Source organism: Roseicyclus marinus (assembly GCF_036322625.1).
Lineage (GTDB): Bacteria > Pseudomonadota > Alphaproteobacteria > Rhodobacterales > Rhodobacteraceae > Roseicyclus > Roseicyclus marinus_A.
In genome coordinates this window covers 2373817-2398940 of the sequence record NZ_AP027266.1, presented here as the reverse complement: position 1 = coordinate 2398940, position 25124 = coordinate 2373817, and the positions used below count along the sequence as shown (strand labels likewise).

Genomic DNA, 25124 nt, shown 5'->3' with positions numbered 1-25124 from the left:
CGAAAATTCGCGGGGCCGCCCCCGCCGCACTTGGGCAAAGCTGCGGCACCTGCCGCCCCGATCCTGCCAAATTGGCCAAGGCACCAAACCCGAAAGCGGCAAGATCGCCCGATTTGTCCCGCCTAGAGACGAATCGCCGAGATCAACCGCCCGTAATCCGCCTCGCCCCGATGCGTCGCGCGGCGGTAGGAATAAAACCTGTCCGGGTCGCCATAAGTGCAATGGCGCGTCCATTCCGCCCCGCCCAGATCCAGCGCCCTCAGCCGCATCAACCCGTAGCCCGGCAGATCGAACAGGTATTTCCCATCCGCCCCGTTGACGAAAAACCGCCCGTTCGCCCGGTCCTCGTCCACGAAGCGCTCAAAGAATTCCTGACCCACCTCGTAGGCGCGCTGGCTGATCGCGGGTCCGATCACGGCGTGGATCTTGCCGCGTCGGGCGCCGAGCCGTTCCATCGCCTCGACCGTCGCCTCCAGCACCCCGTCAAGCGCGCCGCGCCACCCGGCATGGGCCGCCCCGATCACGCCCGCCTCGCGGTCGGCGAACAGCACCGGCTGGCAATCGGCGGTCAGAACCGCGATGGCGAGCCCCGGTGTCGCCGTCACGACCGCATCGGCGCGCGGCTTGTCGCCGGGCGGGGTCTCCAGATGCACGGCCACGGCGGAATGAATCTGGTGCACCGTCACCAGCTTGTCGGGGGCCACCCCCATCGCATCGGCCACCCGGTCGCGGTTCATCGCCACGATCTCGGATTGGTCCGACGACCCGCCCCCGCAATTCAACCCTTCGAAAATCCCCGAAGACGCGCCGCCGCGCCGGGTGAAGAACCCATGCTGCACGCCCTCCAGCAGCGGCGAGGTCAGGATGTCGAGGGTCGCGGTCAGGGGCATGTCGGGCCAAGATCAGGGACAGGGTCCAGGGCAGGGGGCAGCGGGCTGCCCACGGGCGTCAGGGCAAGCGTGCGGAAAAGGTGTCCCATCTCGGACGGGTGCGTCAACCGCCTGTGTGCGGCGACATGCGCCTCCAGCGCCGCACCCGTCAGCCCGCGCGCAAGCGCCTGCGCCCGCGCCGTGATCCCCAACCGCTCCAGGAACACGCCCTGCGGCACCAGCGCGCTGGCCCGGGCAGGGCTTGCGGCCCGTGCGATCGGGCCAAAGGCCACATGCGCCGTCAGATCGGCCAGCCCCGGGGCCTCCAGCGGATCGACGGGGTGATGGGCGCGCAGCGCCTGGAACGTATCCCCGATGCTTTCGGCATCGCCGTAATCCACGATCAGCGCCGCACCGCCATGGGTGGCGATCCGCCGCCCGATCTCGCCCGCGATGGCCTCGGCGGGGGCGCAGGTCTCCACGATCTGGCCCTCCGTCACCTCCCGCCGATGCGCCAGCGCACCGACCGGCGTGGCAGGCCCAAGGCCAAGGATCAGCCGCTCACCCTCGGCCCCCACCATCCGCTCGTGCCACTCCTCACCCTTGCCCTTCAGGAATTGCCGGATCGGCAGCGCATCGAAAAATTCGTTCGCCACCAGCCAGATCGGCCCCTCCGGCAGATCGGCGATACTGTCGTGAAAGACGGGCGCAAAGCCCGACAGCGCCGCCCCCTGCGCCGCCCGCAACACGGGCGAGGCTTCGACCAGATGCAGGCGCAGCGCTGCATGAAACCCCGGCACCGCGCGCGTCGCCCTCAGCGCATCGGCCATCAACGTGCCGCGCCCCGGCCCCAGCTCGGCCAGCACGAAAGGGTCGGGCGCGCCCTGATCCATCCAGACCTGCGCCAGCCACAGCCCGATCAACTCCCCGAACATCTGGCTGATCTCGGGCGCGGTGGTGAAATCCCCCGCCTGGCCCAGGGGATCGCGCGTCGCGTAATAGCCATGCTCGGGATGAAGCAGGCATTCGCTCATGTAATCGGCGAGCGTCATCGGCCCCATCCGCGCGATCCGCGCGATCAACCGATCCTTGAGCGCGCTCATGCCGCCCGCCGCGCGCGCGCGACCAGCCACAGCCCCGCCGCGATCATCGGCAGGGACAGGATCTGCCCCATCGTCACGCCCAGATCGGGCGACAGCGCCAGCGCAAAACCAACCGGATTGTCCGGCCCCACGAATTGCGCATCGGGCTGGCGCACGAATTCCACCGCGAACCGCGCAATCCCGTAAAGCGCAAAGAACATCCCGGTCACGGCACCCGGCCGTTTCAGCCAACCGCGCGACCGCGCAAGCCACAACAGGACCGCGCCCATCACCAGCCCTTCGAGCGTGGCCTGGTAAAGCTGCGAGGGGTGGCGCGCGCACATCTCGCCCAGCTCCGTCATCACGATGCCGACGGGCCCCGCACAAGCCTGCGCGGCCTCGCCGGGAAAGATCACGCCCCAGGGCAGATCCGTGGGCCGCCCCCACAATTCCGCATTGATGAAATTGGCAAGCCGCCCAAGGCCCAGGCCGATGGCCACCACCATCGACATCGCATCGGCCAGTTGCAGGGGGGGCACCTTGTTCATCTTGCAAAAGACATAACCCGCCACCGCCACCCCGATCAGCCCGCCGTGAAACGACATGCCGCCCTGCCACAGCATCAGGATCTGGCCGGGATTCTGCAGGTAATATCCCGGTTGGTAGAACAGGACGAACCCGATCCGCCCGCCCAGGATCACGCCCAGAACCACCGCCGTCAGCAGCGCCTCGACCTGGTCGGGACGCATCGGCGCGGCGTCATTGGGCCAAAGGGCCGGGCGTTTGACCGCCTGCACGATCAGCCACCATCCCGCGACCAAGCCCACGATATAGGCCAGCGCATACCAGCGCAGCGCGAACTGGAACTCGCCGATGGCGATGCTGAACAGCTCGGGCGACAGGTCGGGAAAGGGAATCGCAAGGGGCATGGGGCGGCAGGGGCTCCGGGGATCGGGTCGCGGCCATGGGTGGTCGCGGCCTGCGGCGAAGTCAACCTTGATCCCGCGCCGTCATGGGGCCATATCCCTCCTGACGTTGAAGGAGCCCGGCCCATGCAGACCCGCAACAAGATCATGGAAGACATCAGCCAGCTGATGACCAACGCCATGGGCGTGGCGCAGGGCGCCCGCGAAGAGGCCGAGACGGCGATGAAATCGCTGATGGACCGCTGGCTCGCCGACCGCGATTTCGTCACCCGCGACGAATTCGAAGCGGTCCGCGCCATGGCCCAGAAAGCCCGCGAAGAGAACGAAGCCCTCAAGGCCCGCCTGGCCGCGCTCGAAGCAAAGGGCTGAGGCCGCCGGCGTCACGTCCCGTCGGTAGGCTGCGCCTTTCACCGCGCGCCAATATGTTGGCGTCACCTTTCCCTGCGTAGGGTGCGCCTTCAGGCGCACCAACACCCCGAAAACACCTCCGAACGGTTTACATGCAAGCTCCCGGTAGGGTGCGCTTGTCACGGCGCACCAACACGGCGCACCAACACGACGCGCCACCCCCTCGCACCTCCAAACACCGCAAGAACACCTCCGCACGACTGACACATCCGCTGCGCAGACGCCGCACCGTCATACAGCCTGCACGCCCGTCACACTCTCTCCCAACCCCAACCGTTCTCTCTGCACCATCGGTGCGCCTGAAGGCGCACCCTACGCAGTACCCAACGCAGCACCCAACGCCGTGCCCTCCCCATCGCCCGACAGATCCATCCCCCTGACCCCATCCCGGTGGATCGACGACCACCGCCAGTCGAACGGGTCCTCCACGAACCCATGCTTCACCGGGTTCAGCCAGCAATACCGCGTCAGCGCCGCCAATTCCTCCGCCGACCGCACATGGTGTTCCCAGTAGCGCCTTTGCCACAAACCCCGCTCCCGCCGCGCCGGATGGCTCGCCCGCGCACGCCCCTCGCCCGGCAGGGCCGCCGTGAACCGCGCCTTGATCACCCGCCACCGGTTGGGAAAATCGCTGTCACCCTCGGGCAGGGTCCAGATCATGTGCAGATGATCGGGCAAGATCACGCTCGCCTCGATCCGGAACGGCCGCTCCGCCATCGTCCGTCGCACGGCAACCCGCAACGCCTCCGCCCCCCGGACCAGCGTATCGGCCCCCCGCGCCTCCAGCGCGACGGTGAAAAAGATCGTGGCACCGGGGATGCGCGGGCGGCGATAGCTGGACATGGCCCCAGCATCGCCTCGAACGGTTAACCCCACGTTACCATTCCCCCGAAACCCTCCCCACAACCCTCGCCGCAATCCCTCCACACCCCACAATATCTTGTGGATACCCCAGCCCCTTGCGGAACTCTCCCTGTCCGTCACGAAAATACTGCTTTACAGATCGCCCCAAGAACCGCACCATATTTCGTAGGTGAAGGGCATCACGCCCCCACCGATATGAAAGGCACCCAGCCAATAGCGGGCGTCTTGGACAGGGACCCAAGGCCCGCACGGCTGCCGAACACGAGGCCTGGGCCATGTCGCATTCCGAGCAGTATCTGGACATCGAAGACCTCCACCCCATCGACATCGTCGAAACGCTCGCCTCCCACCACGAATGGGATTTCGACCGCGTCGCCGATGACCAGATCGCCATGGCGATCGAGGGCCAGTGGCGCACCTATTCCGTCACGCTCGCCTGGTCGGCCTATGACGAAACCCTGCGCATGATCTGCACCTTCGAGATGGAGCCGCCCGCCGAGAGCCTGCCCGCCCTCTACGAAACCCTCAACCTCACCAATGACCGGTGCTGGGCCGGGGCCTTCACCTACTGGGCCGCGCAGAAACTGATGGTCTACCGCTACGGCCTCGTGCTTGCGGGCGAACAGCTGGCCAGCCCCGACCAGATCGCCTGCATGGTGGAAACCGCCGTCATGGCCGCCGAACGCTACTACCCGGCCTTCCAGCTCGCCTGCTGGGGCAACCGCACCCCCGAAGAGGCGATGCAGGTCGCCATTGCAGAGACCTACGGCCGCGCCTAACCTCACCCCCCGAACCAAGGGGGGACAGGATGGATTTCGCCGATATCTCGAACCGTGGGCTGGTCATGCTGGGCTGCGGAAAGATGGGCTCCGCCATGCTCGAGGGCTGGCTGAACAACGGCCTGCCCGCGCGCGCCGTCCATGTGATCGACCCCAACCCCTCCGATTGGCTGCGGGCCACGGGTGTGGCGATCAACGCCGATCTCCCCGCCGACCCGGCCGTCCTCATGGTCGCCGTCAAACCCCAGATGATGCAGGCCGCCCTGCCGCAGGTCGCCCGCTTCGGCGGCGGCGGCACGCTGGTCCTCTCGGTCGCCGCCGGAACCCCCATCGCCGCCTATGAGGCCGCCTTCGGCCCCGCCACCCGCATCATCCGCTCCATGCCCAACACGCCCGCCGCCATCGGCAAGGGCATCACCGCGATCATCGGCAATGACGCGGCCACGTCTGCCGATCTCGCCCTCGCGGAAACCCTTCTCTCGGCCATAGGCCAGGTCGTCCGGCTCGAGACCGAGGATCAGATCGACGCCGTCACGGGCCTTTCCGGCTCGGGCCCCGCTTACGTCTTCCACCTGATCGACACGCTCGCCGCCGCAGGCGTGGCCGAAGGGCTCCCCGAAGCGCTCGCCATGCAACTGGCCAAGGCCACCGTCGCAGGCGCGGGCGCCCTCGCCGAGGCCGCGGCCGAAACCCCCGAACAGCTCCGCATCAACGTGACCTCCCCCAATGGCACGACGCAAGCAGGCCTCGCCGTCCTGATGCATCCCGAAACCGGCCTCCCCCCCCTCATCCGCGCCACCGTCGCCGCCGCCACCAACCGCAGCCGGGAACTCAAGGGATGACCGACCAGATCACCTTCGACGATTTCGCCCGCGTCGACATCCGCGTCGGCACCGTCACCCGCGCCGAACCCTTCCCCGAGGCCCGCAAACCCGCGATCAAGCTCTGGGTCGATTACGGCCCCGAGATCGGCACAAAGAAAAGCTCGGCCCAGATCACCACCCATTACACGCCCGAGGCCCTGATCGGCCGGCAGGTTCTGGGCGTGGTGAATTTCCCGCCCCGCCAGATCGGCCCCTTCCTGTCCGAGGCGCTGGTGCTGGGCCTGCATGACGCGGATGGCAAGGTCGTGCTGATCGCCCCCGACCAACCCGTCCCGAACGGAGAAAAGATGTGCTGACCCTCCTCGTCTCCCGCCGCCTGCCCGATGCCGTCATGGCCGAGGCCGAGGCGCGCTTTTCCGTCACCTGCCGCCCCGTCACAACGCCCATGGACCATGCCGAATGCGTGGCGGCGCTTCGCGAGCATGACCTGATCCTGCCCACGCTCGGCGATGCCTTCCGCGCCCCGGCCTTCGCCGAGGTGCCTGAACCGCGCGCGAAACTGCTGGCCAATTTCGGGGTGGGCTACAACCATATCGATGTCGCCGCTGCCCGCGCAGCGGGCCTTGCCGTCACCAACACGCCCGGTGCCGTGACGGATGCCACCGCCGATATCGCGCTCACCCTGATCCTGATGACCGCGCGCCGCGCGGGCGAAGGCGAACGGATGCTGCGCGCGGGCCAATGGACCGGCTGGCACCCGACCCAGATGCTGGGCATGCATGTCTCGGGCCGCACCATCGCCATCATCGGCATGGGCCGCATCGGCCAGGCCATCGCCCGCCGCTGCCATTTCGGCTTCGGCTGCAAGATCCTCTACGCCAACCGCTCGCCCAAATCCGTCGATTTCCCGGCCACCCAACTCCCCATGGCCGAGGCCTTGTCAAAGGCCGACATCGTCGTCCTCGCCACCCCCGGCGGGGCCGAGACCCATCACCTCATGGGCGCGCCCGAATTCGCCGCGATGCAGCCCCATGCGCTCTTCGTGAACATCTCGCGCGGCGACGTGGTGGACGAGACAGCCCTGATCGCGGCCCTCGCGCAGAACCAGATCGCGGGCGCGGGCCTCGATGTCTACGAATTCGAACCCAAGGTTCCGCAAGCCCTGATCGATATGGAAAACGTGACCCTTCTCCCGCATCTGGGCACCGCCGCCCTCGACGTGCGCGAGGATATGGGCCGCATGGCGCTGGCCAATTGCATCGCCTTCGCCGAAGGACGCCCGCTCCCGAACCCGGTCTGAGCCTCTTCATCTTTCTGCAAATATGCCGGGGAGCGCGAGGGGCAGAGCCCCTCGCAAGGTCTCGGCGCGTCAAAGGTCATGGCCCGAAGGCGCCCGAGACAGGCGCCGCAGACGTGCTGGAAAGCTCCCTGAATGCATGGTATCTGATCCCGCGTAAGAGTGGGATCGTGCCGTCGTGGAAATCAGAGTTCAAACATCGACGGCAACCCAACACGGACGATACCTGCCGATTTTCATCGACGCCAAGGCGAACTATGCCTCGGCGCCCGCGCGCATCCTGTCCTTTGGCTGCTCGACAGGGGTCGAAACCGAAACCTTGTCAGGTGTCTGGCCCGATGCCGTGATCGAGGGCGTCGAGATCAATGACGAGGTCCGTGCCATGGCCATCGAAACCTATCCGCACCGACGCTTCTTTCCGCCATCCGACCTCGCGGGGCAGTATGACCTCGTGACCGCGATGTCCGTGCTGTGCAGTTGGCCCGAAAAAAGCTACGGCATTCTGGATTACGGGATTTTCGTCGAAGCCTGCAAATCGATCGACCGTTGCCTGAAGCCGGGCGGATTGTTGATCTGCTACAACTACACCTACTCGCCGCTGAACGTGCTGACGGATTACGAGGCGCTGCCGGGCAATTCCTACGGCCCGAATTATGTCGCCTCCCGGGCGCCCGATGGAACGAACCTGCGCGCGTTTTTCTCGACGGTCTATTTCAGAAAACCGTCGTGACCGGATGCGGCCTCCACGCGAACCGGCGTGATCCGCATCGTCATTCCCCGGATTTCGTCTCCGGCCGATCCCCCGTCGCCTCGCGGAAATGCACCCGGCACAGGCTCACGTAGCGGTCATTTCCGCCCACCTCGATCTGCGCCCCTTCGGTCAGCGCGCGGCCCGTCTCGTCCACGCGGATCACCATCGTGGCCTTGCGCCCGCAATGACAGATCGTGCGCACCTCCCGCATCTCGTCGGCCAGCGCCAGAAGCGCCGCCGATCCCGGGAACAACTCGCCCCGGAAATCGACGCGCAGACCGTAGCACATGACCGGCACGCCCAGATCATCGACCGCGCGCGCCAATTGCCAGACCTGCTCCCGCGTCAGCCATTGCGCCTCGTCGATCAGCACGCAGGCGCAGGGCCCTTGCTCCAACCGCGCCGCGATCATCGCAAACAGGTCGCTCGTCGTGGCATAGGTATCGGCCTTTGCCGAAATGCCGATCCGGCTGCCGATCTTTCCCGTCCCCGCGCGGTCATCGAAATTCGCGGTCATCAGATAGGTCTGCATGCCCCGTTCGATGTAATTGTAGGAGGCCTGCAACAGCAGGGTCGATTTCCCCGCATTCATCGTCGAGTAATGGAAGTAGAGCTTTGCCATGGGCAGCCTTCTGCCCCGGAACCCATCCCCCGACAAGATCACCTGTCGCGCTCAGCCGGGTTTTCCGCCCCGGTCGTCGGCCCAATCCTTGACGGATCGTGACCGTCCCCGCGCCATGGTCACGATCCCTCAACACTCGGCCCCGGATCTTAACCCTTCGGCAAGAAATTCCCCTCGATCTTGACCTTTCCTTAACCCGTAGGGTGCGCCTTCAGGCGCACCTTCCCCCGCGCCGTTCCACGATCACCGATCCCACCGAATACCCGGCGCCAAAGGAACAGATCAGCCCCATGTCACCCTCGGCCAGATCGCCGGAATGCAGGGCAAAGGCGATGATCGACCCGGCGGAGGAGGTATTGGCGTAATCTTGCAAGATATTGGGCTGCTCGCCCGGCTCCGGATCGCGGCCCAGCACCTTCCTGCCGATGTAATCATTCATGGTCTTGTTCGCCTGGTGCAGCCAAAGCCGTTTCAGATCAACGGCTTGCACCCCGTCCTCTGCCATGTGCGCCGCGATATGCGCCGAGACCATCGGCAGCACTTCCTTGAAGACCTTGCGCCCGTTCTGCATGAATTGCATGTCGCGCCGGTCTTGCATGTGACCCTTGCGGGTGCGCCGCAGAAACCCGTTGTTGTTCCTGATATTGTTGGAAAATTCCGTGGCACACCGGGTCGAGCGGATGACGAAGCGGGGGCCTTTCGCCTCCCCCTCGCGCTCGATCAGAACGGCGGTCGCCACATCGCCGAAGATGAAATGGCAATCCCGGTCGCGCCATTCCAGATGCGCCGAACAGATCTCGGGCGAGATCACCAAGGCTTTGCGCGCGGACCCCGACCGGATCATGTCCGCCGCCGCCTGGATGCCGAATGTCGCCGAGGAACAGGCGACATTCATGTCGAAGGCAAAGCCGCCCGCGCCCAGAAGTTGTTGAATTTCCACGGCAATCGCCGGATAGGCGCGCTCGTGGTTGGAGGAAGCGCAAATGACCAGATCGACCTCTGCCGCAGCGACGCCCGCCATTTCCAGCGCCGCGCGCGCTGCGGCAAACCCCATCTCGGCCATGACACCCGGCTCCTCGTCGGCGCGCTCCCGCAGCCACGGATGCATGACCTTCGGGTCCAGAATGCCCGATTTATCAAGCACATGCCGCCGCTCGATGCCCGAGGCCGCGACGATGAACTCGGACGAGGAATAGGCTTTGGCCTCGACCTCTCCGGCGGCGATGGCCGCCGCATTCTCGGCATTCCACAGGTCGACATGCGCATTGAAGGCCGCGACCAATTCCTCGTTCGTGATGATCTCGGGCGGCGTGAAGACGCCGGTGCCGGTGATGGCTGGCTGGTGCATCCTGTCTCTCTCCATTCCCTGTCTCACAAGCGCGCGGAAGCTCGCCGGGGTCAAGATGCGCCGCAGCGGCAGTTTGGGCCCGCGCTTGACAGGACGACGAAACCGGGCAGGGTGCGCGGCAATCGAAAGGACCCGTTCTTGCCCCAATCCCCGCCGCCCTTTTCCCGGTTCGAACGCATGATCGCCTGGCGCTACCTGCGCGCGCGCAGGGCCGAAGGCGGGGTCAGCACCATGACGGTGATCAGCTTTCTGGGCATCATGCTGGCCGTGGCCGCGCTGATCGCCACGCTCGCCGTAAGGACCGGATTTCGCTACGAATTCGTCGGCACGATCCTGGGCGCCAACCCGCATGTCAGCCTCTATGACCAGGTGGAAATCGACGCCGATGGCCGTCAGAACCGCGTGTTCGAGGACTATGCCGAGGCCGCCGCCGCTGTCGCCGCCGTGCCGGGCGTCAGCCATGCCGCCGCCGTGATCCGGGGTCAGGTTCTGGCCGCGCACGAGGGGCGCAACGCCGGCGTCGAGGTGACGGGGATCGAGGCGGCGGATCTCGCCACCGTGCCGCTGGTCGCGCGACCCGAACAATCCTTTGGCGATCTGTCGCGGTTCGGGCAGGGCGACGGGGTCGCCATCGGCATCGGCGTGGCGCGCGAACTGGGCCTGCAACTGGGCGACCGTATCCGCCTGATCTCGCCCGATGGCGCGCGCACGCCCTTTGGCACAAGCCCGCGCGTGTCGGCCTACGAGGTGGTCTACATCTTTCAGGTCGGGCGCTGGGACATCGACCGCGTGCGCGTCTACCTGCCCTTTGCCGAGGCGCAGAGTTATTTCAACCGCGACGGCGTGGCCGACGAGATCGAGGTCTATCTCGACGATCCCGAGAACGTGAACGCCATGATCCTGCCCATCTTGCAAGCAGCGGGCGACGTGTCGATCTGGACATGGCGCGACAGTTCCGGGGCCTTCCTGCAAGCCTTGCAGATGGAGGACAACATCATGTTCATCATCCTTTCGATCCTTGTGCTGATCGCGACGCTGAACATCGTGTCGGGCCTGATCATGCTGGTGAAGAACAAGTCGCGCGACATCGGCATCCTGCGCACCATGGGCCTGTCCGAGGCTTCGGTGCTGCGTGTTTTCTTCCTGTGCGGATCGACCATCGGGGTAGCGGGAACCCTGGCGGGCGTGGCGCTTGGATGTGCCTTCGCCATATGGATCGACCCGATTTTCGATGCCGTGAACTGGGTGGCCGGGGGCGGGGTCTGGGACCCGTCGGTGCGCCTGATTTCCAGCCTGCCCGCACGGCTTGAATGGGGCGATGTGGCCTCGGCCATGGCGCTGTCGCTGGGGCTGTCCTTTGTCGTCACGATCTTTCCCGCCCGCCGCGCGGCGCGGATGAACCCGGTCGAGGCGTTGCGCCATGAATGAGCCCGTGTTGCGACTGGAGGGCATCGAGAAGGGCTACAACCTCGGCCGCCCCAACGAGGTGCGGGTGCTGCGCGGCGCAAGCGTCGATATCGCGCCGGGTGAGGTCGTGGCGCTGGTCGCCCCCTCGGGCGCGGGGAAATCGACGCTGCTGCATATCGCGGGGCTTCTGGATACGCCCGATGCGGGCCGCGTGATGATCGGCGGGCAAGACCTGTCGCGCGCCAGCGACCGCGCCCGGACCGAGGCGCGGCGCGGCCTTGTGGGCTTCGTCTACCAGTTCCACCACCTGCTGCCGGAATTCAGCGCGGTCGAGAATATCGTGCTGCCGCAACTGGCCCATGGCATCGCGCAGGACCCCGCCGAGGCGCGGGCGCGGGACCTTCTGGGCCGGGTCGGGCTGGATCACCGGCTGGAGCATCGCCCCGGCACGCTGTCGGGCGGCGAACAGCAGCGCGTCGCCTTTTGCCGGGCGCTGTCCAACGCACCGCGCCTGTTGCTGGCCGATGAACCGACCGGCAACCTGGACCCCGAGACATCGGATACGGTGTTCGACACGTTGATGGGATTGGTGCGCGAAACCGGGATGGCGGCGCTGATCGCCACGCATAATCCGGGGCTTGCGGCACGGATGGACCGGCGGTTGAAACTGTCGGGCGGGGTGCTGGTGCCGGCCTAGGCGGCGGCGTCGAAGGTTTCGAGGATCGTGGCCAGCGTCCGCGCGCGGATCGCGGGCGCCTCCATCAGCACCTCGTGCTCGGCGCCGGGGATCAGAACGAAACGCCCGCCGGGCCATGTCTGCATCCGGCGTTCCATCTTGTCGGGTTCGACGATCTTTTCGCGGCTGCCCACGATCGTGGCGCAGGGCAGGGCGGGTGCGGGCATTGCCATCAGCGTGGCGCATTCGGCCAGGGCCGCCTTGAGCCACAGGATCGACGGCCCCCCCAGCGTCAGGTCGGGATGCGTCTCGGTCTGGCGGGACATGTAGTCGAATTGCCCGCGATCCGTGGTCAGCGGGTTGTCGTCGAAGGGCATGGGCCGATAGGGCCCCGTGGTCGGCGCAAAGCTCCGCTCGATCCCCAAGGCGCCCGACAGGTTCAGGACCAGTCCGCGCAGCACCTTCAGGTGGGGTTTCATCTGGATGCCCCACATCGGCGCGGTGAAAACCGCAGCCTTGACGGGCAGCCCGTCATGCAGCGCCCTGAGCCCGATGGCCCCGCCCATGGAATGACCGATGAGGAACAAGGGGCCTGTCAGGTTCAAGGCGGCGATGGCATCGCGAAAGGCCGCGACATCCTGCCGGTATTCATCGAAGCTTGTCACATGACCCATGTCGCGGCGATGTCGGGGCCGGTCGGCCAGCCCCTGACCGCGCCAGTCGAAGGACACCATCCCGTAGCCCGCCGCCGCCAGATCGGCCGCGACGCGCCCGTATTTCTCGCAGTATTCGGTGCGACCCGGCATCATCAGGACGGTGCCCTTGGGTCCTTCGGGCCAGACCGCAAGCCTGAGCCGCGTGCCATCGGCGCTATGCACCCACCAGGCAAAAACGCCCCCCGGCCCTTCCGCGACATCGTCGAAGAAAGGGGCAGGGGTCAGCCCGCCGGGTGCAGCGCCCGAAGCCATCAGGACAGGGCCGAGCCCAGTTTCATGGCCGTGCCCATGTCGCCGTCGAGCTTCAGCTTGCCCGACATGAAGGCCATGGTGGGGTTGAGGCTGCCGCCAAGGATGCTCTGGAACGTGTCGGTGCTGGCGGTCATGGTCACGTCCGCCTCGTCGGCCTCGCTCGCCGCGCGCACGCCCGCGCCATCCACGATCACGGCGCCTTCGCCTTCGATCACGAATTTGGCCGATCCGTCGAAACCATCGCCCAGTTTCGCGGCCAATGCCTTTACCGCCTCGTCGATCACACTCATTTCCGCGTCCCTTTCCCTGATCATGTCGGTCGCACGGGTTTGATATGGAAGCCCCGCGCGAACATGCTAGCTTTCGCATCATGAAAAGGATGCGCATGTTCCACAACATTGCCCTTGCGGCACTTCTGTGCGCGGCACCGCTTGCGGGTCTGGCACAGGACAGGCCACGGTCGGACGATCTGCTGGATCGGCTCGCGCAGCCCGATTTGCGCAACTGGCCGGTGGTGGAGGAAGAAATCATCCTGCTCTGGTCGCGATCCGGATCGGCTTCGGCGGATTACCTGCTGGGCCGGGGGCGCGCGGCGCTCGAAGCGGGTGATCTTGCGGCCGCCTATGACCACCTGACCGCGCTCACCGATCATGCGCCCGAGTTTGCCGAAGGCTGGAATGCGCGCGCCACGATGTTCTTCGAGGCGAATCGCTACGGCCCTGCCATCGCCGACATCCAGCGCGTCCTTGCGCTGGAGCCGCGCCATTTCGGGGCGCTGACGGGGCTGGGCTACATGCTCGAGGAAATGGACCTGCTGGAAGAGGCGCTAGCCGCCTTTCGGGCGGCGCAGGCTATACATCCGCACCGCGAAGAAATAAACGACGCGGTAAACCGGGTCGAACGCGCGCTTGAGGGGCAGGCCCTCTGAACCCGCCCTGCCCGCCGTCGGGGGCGTGAGGAAAGTCAGCCAGATGATGGACGGCAGCACGACAGACAGGGGCCGCATCGCGGCGGTGCTGGGGCCGACCAACACCGGCAAGACCCATTACGCCATCGAACGGATGCTGGCCCATCGCACGGGCATCATCGGGCTGCCTTTGCGGCTTTTGGCGCGGGAGGTCTATGACCGGATCGTGGCGCTGCGCGGTCCTTCGGTCGTGGCGCTGGTCACGGGCGAGGAGCGCATCGTCCCCGAGCGCACGCAGTATTGGGTCTGCACGGTCGAGGCGATGCCCGTGGGTCTTGGCGCGGATTTCGTCGCCATCGACGAGATCCAGCTCTGCGCCGATCCCGAGCGCGGGCATGTGTTCACCGACCGGCTGCTGCATGCGCGCGGCTATCACGAGACCTTGTTCCTGGGGGCCGCGACCATGCGGGGGGCGATTGCCGCGCTGGTTCCGCGCGCGCAGTTCCTGAGCCGGGAACGTTATTCACAGCTTGTGTATACAGGTTCGAAAAAGATAAGCCGAATGCCGCCCCGTAGTGCAATCGTGGGGTTTTCGGTTGAAAATCTTTATGCCACGGCCGAGCTTTTGCGCCGCCAGAAAGGTGGCGCCGCGGTGGTCATGGGGGCGTTGTCGCCCCGCACGCGCAATGCGCAGGTCGAGCTTTACCAAAATGGCGACGTGGATGTCCTGGTGGCCACCGATGCCATCGGGATGGGTCTGAACCTCGATATCCGGCATGTCGCCTTTTCCGGCCTGCGCAAGTTCGACGGGCGGCGGATGCGCGAATTGATGCCCAACGAACTGGCCCAGATCGCGGGGCGGGCCGGGCGCTACACGCAAGACGGCACATTCGGCGTGACGGGCGAGGCGCCGCCCCTGGACGATGATCTGGCGCTTGCGATCCAGGAACATCGCTTTGCCCCGATCCGCAAATTGTTCTGGCGCAACTCCGATCTCGAATTCGGGTCGGTCGCCCGGCTTGTCGCCTCGCTCGAACAACCGGTGGAAGACGATTGGCTCTCTCGCGCGCGCGAAGCCGACGATCTGATGGCGCTCAAGGCGATCTCGGACCGCGAAGAGGTCCGGGCGCGGATCAACGATGCCCGCGATGTGCGGCTCTTGTGGGATGTCTGCCGCATTCCCGATTTCCGGGGCATCAGCCACACGGAACATGCCGAACTCCTGGGGCGTATCTTTGATTTCCTGCACGATCTGGGGCGGGTGCCGGACGATTGGCTGGCGCGGCAGGTCAAGCGGATCGACCGGACCGAGGGCGACATCGACACGCTGTCCAAGCGGCTCGCCTTCATCCGCACATGGACCTACGTGGCGCAACGCGACGGATGGGTGGACGATGTTGCCCATTGGCGCGGGGCCACGCGTGCCGTAGAAGACCGCCTGTCCGATGCGCTCCATGGTGCGCTGACGCAGCGATTTGTCGACCGGCGGACGAGCGTGCTGCTCCGCCGGTTGAAACAGAAGGAGAGCCTGGTGGCCGATGTGAACGACAAGGGTGAAGTGACGGTCGAGGGCCAGGTTCTGGGCCGGATCGAAGGGTTCCGTTTCCGCCAGGACCAGACCGCCAGCCCCGACGAGGCAAAAACCCTGCGCCAGGCCGCGATGGCGGCGCTCCGGCCCGAGTTCCACCTGCGTGCCGACCGTTTCTACAACACGCCCGACACCGAATTCGACGTGACCGAACAGGGCGGGCTGATGTGGGGCGATCAGGCCATCGGCAAATTGGTCAAGGGCGACGATCCCCTCAAACCCACCGCCGAAGCTTTTGTCGATGACGAGGCCGGGCCCGAGGTCGTGACCAAGGTCCAGCGCCGCTTGCAGCATTTCATCGACCGCCGCATCGCGGCCCAGTTCGAACCGCTTCTGGCGCTGTCGCGCGACGAGGCGGTGACGGGTCTGGCGCGCGGGGTCGCTTTCCGCCTGCGCGAGGGGTTCGGCATCGTTCCCCGCGCCGAGATCGCCGATGACATCAAGGCGCTCGATCAGGATGCCCGCGGCATGTTGCGCAAACATGGCGTGCGGTTCGGCCAGTTCACCATCTTTCAACCGCTCCTGCTCAAGCCTGCGCCGACCCGGCTGCGGTTGGTGCTGTGGGGGTTGTGGGCCGGGCTTGACGTCTTTCCCGAAAGCCCGCCGCCCGGCCTGGTGACGATCCCCAACGATGGTCAGCAGCCCAAGGGCTATTACGCGATGTCGGGCTATCGCCCGGCCGGCGCCCGCGCGATCCGCATCGACATGCTGGAACGGCTGGCCGACATGCTGCGCACCCGCGACACGCGCGCAGGGTTCGAGGCGACCCCCGACATGCTGTCGATCAGCGGCCTGACGCTGGAACAATTCGCCGATCTGATGGGCGGCTTGGGCTATCGCGCCGAACGCGGCGAACGGGCCAAGGTCAAACCCGTGCCTGCACCTGTGCCCGCACCCGAACCGGCCGCGACCGATGCGCCCGAAACGATGGACGAGAGCGTTCTGGGGGCCGAGGTGCCGACCGGGCTGGAGGGGGCGGATACCCCCGATCCGATGCCCGAACAGGCCCCGCCAGAGGTGCCCGCCGATACCCCGCCAGAGGTGCCCGCCGATACTCCGGCAGAAACCCCGCCGACGGCACCCGACGAGGTGCCCGGCGATGCCCCCGCCGAAGCCCCCCCCGAAAGCCGGCCCGAGGAGGCCGCAGCACCCGCCGAGATGGAGGTTTTCTACACCTTCACCTGGGCCCCGCGGCGTCAGGGCGGCGGGCCGAGGGGTCCGCGCCGGGGCGAGGGCGGACGCGAGGCGCGCGAACAGGGGCAGGGCCAAAGGTCCGGCGGCGGCCAGCCCCGTGGCGAGGGTGGCAAACCCCGTGGAAAGGGCGGCAAGCCCCCGCGCGGCAAGGGCGGCAAGCCCCAGCGCGAGGATGACGGGCCCAAGGTCTTTTCCGCCAAGCCCGAGCGCAAGAAGGATCGGATCGATCCCGACAATCCCTTTGCGCAGGCGCTGGCCGGATTGAGGGACAAGACCTGACGGACCTGCGCCCCACCGGACGGCTGGACAAATGGCTGTGGCAGGCGCGGTTCTTCAAGACCCGGAGCCTTGCAACCCGGCTGGTTGCCGAGGGGCAGGTGAGGGTGAATGCGACCAAGGTGTCCAAGCCCGCGACTGCGGTCGGGCCGGGGGATGTTCTGACCTTTGCCCAGGGCGACCGCGTCCGCGTCGTCAGGATCACGGCCTTGGGCATCCGTCGCGGGCCGGCCCCCGAGGCGCAGACGCTCTACGAGGATCTGACACCCCCTGCAGAAGACGCGGCCCCGGTCGAACGCAGCGGTCCCCGTCCGACCAAACGGGACCGTCGTGCGCTCGATGCCCTGCGGGACGGCGAGGGCCCTGACGCCTGATGCCCGGAATGCCGCAGCAAAAGCCCTTGCAAACTGTCAACCTGGGTTTACAGTCCGCTGATGAATGCGGCCTATCCGCCCGGTCTTGCAATGGCTTGGAGCGTGGCGTAGCAGACGGAACGAACGACCAGACGAGGATGACCGATGACCTATGTCGTGACGGAAAATTGCATCGCCTGCAAATACACCGATTGCGTGGAGGTCTGCCCCGTGGATTGTTTCTACGAGGGCGAGAACATGCTGGTGATCCACCCCGATGAATGCATCGATTGCGGCGTCTGCGAGCCGGAATGCCCTGCCGATGCGATCCGCCCGGACACCGAGCCGGACATGGAGAAATGGGTGGAATTCAACCGCAAGTATTCCGAAGCCTGGCCCGTGATCATCACCCGCAAGGACCCGCTTCCCGAGGCCGAGGAGATGGACGGCAAACCGGGCAAGATGGACCTCTTCTCGGAAGCGCCGGGCGAGGGCGGCTGAACCCCGATTCGCGGCTGACCGCGCGCAGACTGGCCCTGATTTTGGATCGGAGCCACGGAAATTCCCTGTAAATGCAGGGATTCACCTTGGTCCGTGGCAGAATCTGGAAATCGGCCTCCAATCGTGCTATATCACTCCTCATAACGTCTGTCCGTAACGCACACGCAGGTCTGCCAGCCTGCCCGGTTTTCATCGACACACAGGAACGCTTACGGAAAACCCCGGTTTTCCGGGGGTGTTTTTGTCGCGTGAGGGCCGGGAAATGGAAAGGAACCACGAATGACGAAGACCCGGAAGTCGCAAGAGTTCAGCCCCAACGATTATGTCGTGTATCCCGCTCACGGCGTCGGCAAGATCATGTCGATCGAAGAGCAGGAGATCGCTGGCCTCAAGCTCGAACTGTTCGTGGTTTCTTTTGAGAAGGACAAGATGACCCTGCGCGTCCCCACCGCCAAGGCGGTCGAGGTCGGCATGCGGTCGCTGTCTTCGCCCGATGTCGTGTCCAAGGCGATGGATACGCTCAAGGGCAAGGCCCGCGTGAAGCGCGCCATGTGGTCGCGCCGTGCGCAGGAATATGAACAGAAGATCAATTCCGGCGACCTGATCTCCATCGCCGAGGTGGTGCGCGACCTGCACCGCGGCGACGATCAGCGCGAACAATCCTATTCCGAGCGTCAGCTTTACGAAGCCGCGCTGGAGCGGCTGACGCGTGAACTGGCCGCCGTCAAGGGCATGGACGAGGCCGGCGCGCAAAAGCAGGTCGATGCCGTCCTGACCGCCCGCGCGGCGTAAAACCGCCGGAATTCCTTGGCTTTGGGCCGTCGCACCTTTGGTGCGGCGGCCTTTCTGTTATACTGGCAGGCGGGACCTGAACCCTGTCCGGCCCTTCGGCCGTAGCCTGAGGAAACGTCATGAAAATCCAGTTGTCCGCAACCTTGCTTGCCGCAGCACTTGCCCTTGCGGCATGCCAACCCACCCCCCAGGGCCAGACCGCGCTCGGCGCGGCCTTTGGTGCGGCGGGCGGTTTCGCCTTGTCCGAACTCGTTGATGCCAACCCCGAATGGACCGCTGTCGCAGTCCTTGGGGGTGCGGCTGCCGGTGCGGTCGTGGCCCAGAACCAGGCGACGCGCGAATGCGCCTATGCCGATGGTCGCGGCGGCTATTACGTGGCCCGCTGCTGATACACGTCGTGCGGGTCGGATCGCGGTCCGGCCCGCACGCACCACGCGCTCGCCCCTTGAAGAGATAGCCGCTTTGGGCGCAACTGCGCCGAGACAGCGGCAGGAGGGCGCGCGATGAAAAGATCCCGGATCAACGACATCATGGCCGAGGCGGATGACTTCATCCGGTCTTTCGGTTTCGTCCTGCCGCCTTTTGCCTATTGGACGCCCGACGAGATGCGCGCCAATGCCCCCCGCGCCCGCGCAGTGATCGACGGGCGCATGGGCTGGGACATCACGGATTACGGGCAGGGCCGCTACGACGAGATGGGCCTGTTTCTGTTCACCCTTCGCAACGGGCGACTGGCCGACCTGCAACGGGGCGGGGGCATGTGCTATGCCGAAAAGCTCCTGATTTCAAAGCAGGATCAGCTTTCGCCCATGCATCGGCACTATCTCAAGGCCGAGGATATCATCAACCGGGGCGGTGCGACGCTTGCCATCGAGCTTTACGGGTCCGCCCCCGACGGTGCCTTCGACGGCACGAAGGGCGGGCAGGTGATGTGCGACGGGATCGCCCACGATTATGCGCCGGGCGAGGTGCTGATGCTGGCCCCGGGCGAAAGCGTGACGCTGATGCCCGGCGATTGGCATGCCTTCTGGGGCGAGGGCGGCGATGTGCTGATCGGTGAGGTTTCGACCGTCAATGACGACGAGACCGACAATTGGTTCCGCGAGCCCATCGGCCGTTTCGCCGCGATCGAGGAAGATGTCGCGCCCAACCATCTCCTGGTGTCGGATTACGGGCGCTGGTTGGGGTGATCTGGCGCGAGGGTTTGCGTAGGGTGCGCCTTCAGGCGCACCAAAACGCTGTCCTCACAAGGCTCGCCAGCCGATATCCCGCCGGAACACGCCCTCGGGCCAATCGATCCCTTCGACCATCGCGTAGGCGCGGTCGCGCGCTTCTTGCAGCGTCGCGCCGCGCGCCGTGACGTTCAACACCCGCCCCCCGTTCGCGCGCCACGTGCCATCCGCCCGCGCAGTGCCCGCATGAAACACCATGTGATGCGAATCTTCGGGCGGGGCGTCCAGCCCGCCGATCACGCTGCCCTTGGCATAGCTGCCTGGATAGCCCTTGGCCGCCATCACGATTGTCATGGCGTGATCTTGTGCCCAGCTCACCTCCATCCCGGCCAGGCGTCCCTCGGCACAGGCCAGCATGAGATCCAGCGCCTGTCCGCCAAGCCGCATCATCAGCGCCTGGCATTCCGGGTCACCGAAACGGACATTGTATTCGACCAGCCGGGGTTCGCCGCCCTCGATCATCAACCCTGCATAGAGCACGCCCCGGAACGGCGTGCCGCGCCGGGCCATCTCGGCCACGGTGGGTTTCACGATACGCTCCAGCGCCGCCTCTGCCACGGCATCGGTCAGGACGGGCGCGGGCGAATAGGCCCCCATCCCGCCGGTATTGGGGCCGGTATCGCCTTCGCCGATGCGCTTGTGATCTTGCGCCGTGCCGATGGGCAGGACGTTTTCGCCATCCGACAGGACAAAGAAAGACGCTTCCTCGCCCGTCATGAATTCCTCGATCACCACCTCGGCGCCGGCCGCGCCAAAGGCACCGCCGAACATGTCGTCGATGGCGGCATGGGCCTCTTCGACCGTTTCGGCCACGACCACGCCCTTGCCGGCGGCCAGCCCGTCGGCCTTGACCACGATGGGGGCGCCCTGTGCGCTGACGTAATCGCGCGCGGCCGCCGCATCGGCAAAGCGCGCCCAGCCCGCTGTCGGGGCCGCACAGGCATCGCAGATTTCCTTGGTAAAGGATTTCGACGCCTCGAGCCGCGCCGCCGCCGCCGATGGCCCGAAGGCAAGGATGCCGGCCGCATCCAGTGCATCGGCCACGCCCGCGGCCAAGGGGGCCTCGGGCCCGATGATCACGAAATCGATGGATTCCTCGACCGCGAAACCCACCACCGCCTCGGGGTCGGTCACGTCGAGATCGGCGCAATCGGCGATCATCGCGATCCCGGCATTGCCCGGCGCCACGATCAGCCTGTCGCATTTGGGGTTTTGCAACACGGCCCAGGCCAGCGCATGTTCGCGCCCGCCGCTGCCCAGTATCAGGATGTTCACCTTTGCAATCCCCCTTGCTAGTCTTGCGCTGCATTACAAACGCACAAGGGCGGGCACAACATGGCACAGGCGGATTTCCGGTCGCAGGGCGCGCGCTTTGCCCGGTCCGAGCGCGGATCGGTCAAGATATCCGCAGCCCTTTTCGCCATCGCGCTCCTGTGCGCAGCCGGTCTTGCGGGGCTGGCGGCCATGGGCCGCGTCGATGCGCCCCCTCTCGTCTATCTCGTGCTGGGGGTCATCGTGCTGGCCGCCGGATGGGATCTTTGGCGCGAAAGCCGCAAGGACGGGGATCGTTGAAGCATGGATGACCTGATCGAGGAGGGCACACCGGACCCGAATTCCGGCAATGCGCCGGAATTCACCGTCTCGGAAATCTCGGGCGCCGTGAAACGCGCCATCGAAAGCGGCTTTTCCCATGTCCGTGTGCGGGGCGAGATCGGGCGGCTGTCCCTGCCGCGTTCGGGCCATGTCTATCTCGACCTCAAGGATGATCGCAGCGTCCTGGCCTCCGTGATCTGGAAGGGCACCGCCGCCCGCCTCGCCCATCCCCCCGAAGAGGGGATGGAGGTCATCGCCACCGGTCGTCTCACCACCTTTCCCGGGCAATCGAAATACCAGCTCGTGATCGAGGATTTGCGCCCGGCGGGGGCCGGCGCGCTGATGGCGATGCTGGAAAAGCGTCGCGCCATGCTGGCTGCCGAAGGGCTTTTCGACGAGGCGCGCAAACAGCCGCTTCCCTTCCTGCCCGAGGTGATCGGCGTCGTCACCTCGCCCTCGGGCGCGGTGATCCGCGACATCCTGCACCGGCTGCGCGACCGGTTTCCGCGTTCCGTCCTGATCTGGCCCGTGGCGGTGCAGGGCACCAATTGCGCGCCCGAGGTCGCCCGCGCAATCCGGGGTTTCAACGCGCTGCCCCAGGGCGGCCCGATCCCGCGTCCCGATCTTCTGATCGTCGCGCGTGGCGGTGGCAGTCTCGAGGATCTCTGGGGGTTCAACGAGGAAATCGTGGTGCGCGCCGCCGCCGAAAGCGCGATCCCGCTGATTTCCGCTGTGGGCCACGAGACGGACACGACCCTGATCGATTTCGCCGCCGATTGGCGTGCGCCCACGCCCACGGCAGCAGCCGAACGCGCCGTGCCGGTGCGGATGGACCTGATGGGTTGGCTGCGCCAGCAAGACGGTATCCTGACCCGTGGCATGGCACAGGCGCTGCAGCGCCGGGGTCAGCGGTTGACCGACCTGTCGCGCGCGCTGCCGCGTCCCGACAGCCTGCTCGATGCCGCCCGCCAAAGGCTCGATCTGGCGGCGGCGGGCCTTGCGCCTGCGCTGCGCCACCGCGCGACATTGGCACGGGGGCGGCTCGACACGGGCGGCGCGCGGCTGGCCCCGGCGCTTGACCGGGCCGTGGCGCGCAAACGGCTGGTGCTGGGGCAGACGGCGGCCCGGCTCAGCCCCGCCACGCTTCAGGGCCTGATCCGGCAGGGCCGCCGCGATCTGGCGGCGCTGGACCGCCGCCTCGACCCGGCGCGCCACGCCCGTCGCCTGGCCGAGGCGCGGGTGCGGCTCGATGACCTTTCGGCGCGCTTTGCCCGCATTGCGGAAACCGGCCTCGCCCAGAGACGCGAGCGTCTGGCCGCCCTTGACCGGCTGCACCAGACGCTTGGCTACACGGCGACACTTGCGCGCGGCTACGCGGTCGTGCGCGCGGGCGAGGCGCTTGTCACCCGCAAATCGGGCGCAGAAACCGAACCCGCGCTCGAGATCGAATTCGCGGATGGCAAACTTGCCGTCACCCCGCTCGGTGCTACACCCAAACCTGTCCCCAAACGTCCACCCCCAAACAAACCGGGACAAGGCAGCCTTTTCTGACCGCTTCTCTGTTTCAAAAATATCCCGGGGGAGGCCGCAGGCCGGGGGCAGAGCCCCCAACCCTCACGCCACGAACCGGACCCGGCGGTTCAGCGGCAGATCGCGGATCCGCTCGCCCCGCAGATCGTAGATCGCATTGGCAAGGGCAGGGGCTGCGGGCGGTGTGGCGGGTTCCCCGACACCGCCGACATGGCCCGTGGTCTCGAGGATGCGGACCGAAACCTCCGGCATCTGGCTGATCCTGAGCGCGTCGTAATCGGTGTAATTCCACTGCTCGACTTCGCCGCCGGCAAAGGAGATCTCCTCCATGATCGCAGCCGACAGGCCATAGACGAGGCCGCCCACCATCTGCGCCTCGATGATCGCGGGATCGAGCGCCCTGCCCACGTCGCAGGCGATCCAGGCCCGCGTCAGCGCGATATCGCCATCCCTGTCAGCAACCTCGACCACCACGGCGACGGGCGTGTGAAAGGAATGGGTCATCGCCACACCCTTTCCCGTGCCCTCGGGGCGGGGGGCGGTCCAGGCCGACATCTCGGCCACGGCGCGCAAGACGGCAGCACTCGGCCCATGTTCGCGTTCGGCCAGATCAAGGCGAAAGGCCAGCGGATCGCGCCCTGCGGCGATGGCCATTTCGTCCATGAAGCTTTCCATGAAGAAGCCGTTGAAGGAATTGCCGACCGACCGCCAGAAGCCGATGGGCACCGACAGCTCCGCCAGATGCCCTGACACGCGGTAATTCGGGATGGCATAGGGCTGGTTGAACATCCCCTCCACATGGCCCTTGTCGGGGCCGGGCGGTGCATTTCCGGTCAGGCGGGCCATGGATTGCCGCGTGACAGAGGGCGCCGCGACACGACCATCAAGCGCATGGGCAAAACCGTTCCGGATCACGCCGCGCATCCGGGCCGCGGCGGCGGGGCGGTAGAAATCGTGGCGCATGTCCTCGTCGCGGGACCATGTGACCTGAACGGGCGTGCCTTGCATGGCTTGGGCGACGCGGGCGGCCAGCACCACGAAATCATATTCTCCCCGTCGTCCAAAGCCGCCGCCCATGTAGGTCACGTGGCAGGTGACCTGTTCGGGGGACAGGCCGGTCGCCTCGGCGGCGGCGCGTTCGGCGAAACCGGGGGCTTGGCTACCGGTCCAGATCTCGAGCCTGTCGCCGGTGAAATGGGCCGCCGCACTCATCGGTTCCATCGTGGCATGCGCCAGCCATGGTACGGTGTAGTCGGCCTCGATCACGCGGTCGGTGGCCATATCGGCGGCGCTGTCCACGTCGCCGTCATCGCGGAGCGTGGAATTGGGCGGGGCATCGAGTGCCGCGCGGATCACCGCCATCAGCGCCTCGGAGGTCTCGGGATAGGGGGCTGGGCCCCAGTCGATCCGGACGGCATCGGCGGCTTGCATGGCAAGCCAAGTGTTTGATGCGACGACAGCAATTCCGGTGCCAAGGTCGATGACACGGTCTACGTCCGGCATCGCCTCGGCCTCGGTCGCGTAGAAGGACAGCATCGGCCCGCCAAGGCGCGGGTTCATCCGGACGGTGGCGAAACGCATCCCGGGCAGGCGCACATCGATCCCGAAGGTCGCGGTGCCCGTGACCTTTTCCACCATGTCGAGGCGCGGCATGGCGCGGCCGAGATACTTCCAGTCAGAGGCCGGACGCAGCGCCACGCGGCGCGGCGGGTCGATGGCGGCGGCGGCTTCTGCCAGCTCCTGGTAGGTCAGTTCGGTGCCATCTTGCGCAATGACGCGGCCATCGCGGGTTGTCAGCGTCTCGACGTCCACGGACAGGCGTCTGGCTGCGGCCTGTTTGAGGGTTTCGCGCGCCGTCGCGCCGGCTTGGCGCAGCTTGTCATGGGCATCGAGCGTGGAGGTCGAGCCGCCCGTCACCTGCAGGCCGATGGTCTTGGGGATGATCGACATCGCCTCGATCATCATCTCTTGCCATGCGGTCCGGTCATAGTCGGTGGAGGGCAGCGCGTGGCTCATAAGCCCCGCATTATAATAGGCTTTTGCCGCCGGGCCGTGGATCACGCGAACCTGGTCCCAGGCCACGTCCAGCTCTTCGGCGACCAATGCGGGCAGGGTGGTGTAGACGCCTTGCCCCATCTCGGCGCGGGCGGCGATCAGGGTCACGCCCTGGGCGTCTATGATGATCCAGGGGTTCAGCGTCACCTCGCCCTCGCCCGGCTCGAGCGGGTTGGGCAGGTCACGGCGGTATTGCCAGATGCCGAAGGCGACGCCGCCCGCGACGGCGGCCGATCCGATCAGGAAGCTGCGGCGCGCGATCTTGCCCCAATTCGGCATCCC

27 protein-coding genes are annotated in these 25124 nt (G+C 66.5%); 17 read left to right on the top strand and 10 right to left on the bottom strand.

Translation table 11 applies throughout. The features are described from left to right. Nucleotides 1–122 precede the first annotated feature (122 nt). From pgeF to lgt, 3 genes are read right to left on the bottom strand one after another with little or no spacing between them, the layout of a single operon-like run. On the bottom strand, nucleotides 123–890 hold the full coding sequence (gene pgeF / locus AABA51_RS11415; RefSeq protein ID WP_338271988.1) for a peptidoglycan editing factor PgeF: 768 nt from the start codon (nucleotides 888–890) through the stop codon (nucleotides 123–125). After that, on the bottom strand, nucleotides 881–1972 hold the full coding sequence (locus tag AABA51_RS11410; RefSeq protein WP_338271987.1) for a class I SAM-dependent methyltransferase: 1092 nt from the start codon (nucleotides 1970–1972) through the stop codon (nucleotides 881–883). Before AABA51_RS11410 ends, pgeF begins: the two co-directional genes overlap by 10 nt. Continuing rightward, complete coding sequence (lgt, locus tag AABA51_RS11405) at nucleotides 1969–2880, bottom strand: prolipoprotein diacylglyceryl transferase (protein ID WP_338271986.1); 912 nt, start codon at nucleotides 2878–2880, stop codon at nucleotides 1969–1971. The genes AABA51_RS11410 and lgt overlap by 4 nt, the downstream gene beginning before the upstream one ends. A gap of 123 nt (nucleotides 2881–3003) precedes the next feature. Here lgt and AABA51_RS11400 point away from each other — a divergent pair, with 123 nt between their 5' ends. Next, entirely contained in the window at nucleotides 3004–3246 is a 243-nt protein-coding gene (locus AABA51_RS11400) for an accessory factor UbiK family protein (RefSeq protein WP_338271985.1), read from the top strand. 351 nt (nucleotides 3247–3597) lie between these two features. Here the strand turns inward: AABA51_RS11400 and AABA51_RS11395 are convergent, their stop codons facing one another. Beyond that, entirely contained in the window at nucleotides 3598–4128 is a 531-nt protein-coding gene (locus AABA51_RS11395) for an REP-associated tyrosine transposase (protein WP_338271984.1), read from the bottom strand. Between the two features lie 296 nt (nucleotides 4129–4424). On the opposite strand from AABA51_RS11395, the gene AABA51_RS11390 reads away from it, so the two are divergent. The 5 genes from AABA51_RS11390 to AABA51_RS11370 all read left to right on the top strand — a co-directional run bounded on the left by AABA51_RS11390 (nucleotide 4425) and on the right by AABA51_RS11370 (nucleotide 7779). Beyond that, nucleotides 4425–4928 (top strand): YbjN domain-containing protein, encoded by a 504-nt coding sequence (locus tag AABA51_RS11390; RefSeq protein ID WP_338271983.1) that lies wholly within the window; start codon nucleotides 4425–4427, stop codon nucleotides 4926–4928. A 29-nt stretch (nucleotides 4929–4957) separates the two neighbouring features. Next, nucleotides 4958–5770 carry a pyrroline-5-carboxylate reductase gene (gene proC, locus AABA51_RS11385; protein WP_338271982.1) on the top strand — a complete coding sequence of 271 codons (813 nt, stop codon included), beginning with the start codon at nucleotides 4958–4960 and terminating at the stop codon, nucleotides 5768–5770. Continuing rightward, on the top strand, nucleotides 5767–6108 hold the full coding sequence (locus AABA51_RS11380) for a tRNA-binding protein (protein ID WP_338271981.1): 342 nt from the start codon (nucleotides 5767–5769) through the stop codon (nucleotides 6106–6108). Before proC ends, AABA51_RS11380 begins: the two co-directional genes overlap by 4 nt. Then, nucleotides 6105–7052: a D-glycerate dehydrogenase gene (locus tag AABA51_RS11375; RefSeq protein WP_338276552.1), complete on the top strand. Its 948-nt coding sequence runs from the start codon at nucleotides 6105–6107 to the stop codon at nucleotides 7050–7052. The genes AABA51_RS11380 and AABA51_RS11375 overlap by 4 nt, the downstream gene beginning before the upstream one ends. A 175-nt stretch (nucleotides 7053–7227) precedes the next feature. Next, nucleotides 7228–7779 (top strand): class I SAM-dependent methyltransferase, encoded by a 552-nt coding sequence (locus AABA51_RS11370; protein ID WP_338271980.1) that lies wholly within the window; start codon nucleotides 7228–7230, stop codon nucleotides 7777–7779. A 40-nt stretch (nucleotides 7780–7819) separates the two neighbouring features. On the opposite strand, the gene AABA51_RS11365 is transcribed toward AABA51_RS11370, so the two are convergent. After that, entirely contained in the window at nucleotides 7820–8422 is a 603-nt protein-coding gene (locus tag AABA51_RS11365) for a thymidine kinase (protein WP_338271979.1), read from the bottom strand. A 211-nt stretch (nucleotides 8423–8633) separates the two neighbouring features. Then, complete coding sequence (locus AABA51_RS11360; protein WP_338271978.1) at nucleotides 8634–9770, bottom strand: beta-ketoacyl-ACP synthase III; 1137 nt, start codon at nucleotides 9768–9770, stop codon at nucleotides 8634–8636. A gap of 138 nt (nucleotides 9771–9908) precedes the next feature. Here AABA51_RS11360 and AABA51_RS11355 point away from each other — a divergent pair, with 138 nt between their 5' ends. Both AABA51_RS11355 and AABA51_RS11350 read left to right on the top strand, forming a co-directional pair. After that, nucleotides 9909–11198 carry a lipoprotein-releasing ABC transporter permease subunit gene (locus tag AABA51_RS11355; protein ID WP_338271977.1) on the top strand — a complete coding sequence of 430 codons (1290 nt, stop codon included), beginning with the start codon at nucleotides 9909–9911 and terminating at the stop codon, nucleotides 11196–11198. Further along, nucleotides 11191–11874 (top strand): ABC transporter ATP-binding protein, encoded by a 684-nt coding sequence (locus tag AABA51_RS11350; protein ID WP_338271976.1) that lies wholly within the window; start codon nucleotides 11191–11193, stop codon nucleotides 11872–11874. The genes AABA51_RS11355 and AABA51_RS11350 overlap by 8 nt, the downstream gene beginning before the upstream one ends. Here AABA51_RS11350 and AABA51_RS11345 read toward each other — a convergent pair. Together AABA51_RS11345 and AABA51_RS11340 are read right to left on the bottom strand one after the other, a co-directional pair. Then, a complete protein-coding gene (locus tag AABA51_RS11345; RefSeq protein ID WP_338271975.1) occupies nucleotides 11871–12821 on the bottom strand; it encodes an alpha/beta fold hydrolase in 951 nt (316 codons plus the stop codon). The two genes, AABA51_RS11350 and AABA51_RS11345, sit on opposite strands and share 4 nt — an antisense overlap. Further along, nucleotides 12821–13111 (bottom strand): SCP2 sterol-binding domain-containing protein, encoded by a 291-nt coding sequence (locus tag AABA51_RS11340; protein WP_338271974.1) that lies wholly within the window; start codon nucleotides 13109–13111, stop codon nucleotides 12821–12823. Before AABA51_RS11340 ends, AABA51_RS11345 begins: the two co-directional genes overlap by 1 nt. 80 nt (nucleotides 13112–13191) lie before the next feature. On the opposite strand from AABA51_RS11340, the gene AABA51_RS11335 reads away from it, so the two are divergent. The 7 genes from AABA51_RS11335 to AABA51_RS11305 all read left to right on the top strand — a co-directional run bounded on the left by AABA51_RS11335 (nucleotide 13192) and on the right by AABA51_RS11305 (nucleotide 19622). Beyond that, complete coding sequence (locus AABA51_RS11335; protein WP_338271972.1) at nucleotides 13192–13749, top strand: tetratricopeptide repeat protein; 558 nt, start codon at nucleotides 13192–13194, stop codon at nucleotides 13747–13749. A gap of 46 nt (nucleotides 13750–13795) precedes the next feature. Continuing rightward, nucleotides 13796–16789, top strand: a complete 2994-nt coding sequence (locus AABA51_RS11330) for a helicase-related protein (protein WP_425328842.1) — start codon at nucleotides 13796–13798, stop codon at nucleotides 16787–16789. Continuing rightward, a complete protein-coding gene (locus AABA51_RS11325; protein WP_338276550.1) occupies nucleotides 16786–17160 on the top strand; it encodes an RNA-binding S4 domain-containing protein in 375 nt (124 codons plus the stop codon). Before AABA51_RS11330 ends, AABA51_RS11325 begins: the two co-directional genes overlap by 4 nt. A 144-nt stretch (nucleotides 17161–17304) precedes the next feature. Beyond that, nucleotides 17305–17640 carry a ferredoxin FdxA gene (gene fdxA / locus AABA51_RS11320; RefSeq protein WP_338271970.1) on the top strand — a complete coding sequence of 112 codons (336 nt, stop codon included), beginning with the start codon at nucleotides 17305–17307 and terminating at the stop codon, nucleotides 17638–17640. Nucleotides 17641–17919: 279 nt separating this feature from the next. Further along, complete coding sequence (locus tag AABA51_RS11315) at nucleotides 17920–18432, top strand: CarD family transcriptional regulator (RefSeq protein ID WP_277827037.1); 513 nt, start codon at nucleotides 17920–17922, stop codon at nucleotides 18430–18432. Nucleotides 18433–18551: 119 nt separating this feature from the next. Then, nucleotides 18552–18821: a glucose-6-phosphate isomerase gene (locus AABA51_RS11310; protein ID WP_338271969.1), complete on the top strand. Its 270-nt coding sequence runs from the start codon at nucleotides 18552–18554 to the stop codon at nucleotides 18819–18821. A gap of 114 nt (nucleotides 18822–18935) precedes the next feature. Next, complete coding sequence (locus AABA51_RS11305) at nucleotides 18936–19622, top strand: D-lyxose/D-mannose family sugar isomerase (RefSeq protein ID WP_338271968.1); 687 nt, start codon at nucleotides 18936–18938, stop codon at nucleotides 19620–19622. Nucleotides 19623–19676: 54 nt separating this feature from the next. On the opposite strand, the gene purD is transcribed toward AABA51_RS11305, so the two are convergent. Further along, nucleotides 19677–20939 (bottom strand): phosphoribosylamine--glycine ligase, encoded by a 1263-nt coding sequence (purD, locus tag AABA51_RS11300; RefSeq protein WP_338271966.1) that lies wholly within the window; start codon nucleotides 20937–20939, stop codon nucleotides 19677–19679. A 60-nt stretch (nucleotides 20940–20999) separates the two neighbouring features. Between purD and AABA51_RS11295 the strand changes: the two genes are divergently transcribed. Then, nucleotides 21000–21236, top strand: coding sequence for a hypothetical protein (locus tag AABA51_RS11295; RefSeq protein WP_338271964.1), 237 nt, complete (start codon nucleotides 21000–21002; stop codon nucleotides 21234–21236). Nucleotides 21237–21239: 3 nt separating this feature from the next. Further along, the gene (xseA, locus tag AABA51_RS11290; RefSeq protein ID WP_338271962.1) at nucleotides 21240–22808 is read left to right on the top strand and encodes an exodeoxyribonuclease VII large subunit; all 1569 of its coding nucleotides are present in this window, start codon (nucleotides 21240–21242) and stop codon (nucleotides 22806–22808) included. A gap of 63 nt (nucleotides 22809–22871) precedes the next feature. Here xseA and AABA51_RS11285 read toward each other — a convergent pair whose 3' ends face one another. Further along, nucleotides 22872–25121, bottom strand: coding sequence for a xanthine dehydrogenase family protein molybdopterin-binding subunit (locus tag AABA51_RS11285; RefSeq protein WP_338271960.1), 2250 nt, complete (start codon nucleotides 25119–25121; stop codon nucleotides 22872–22874). Nucleotides 25122–25124: the final 3 nt, after the last annotated feature.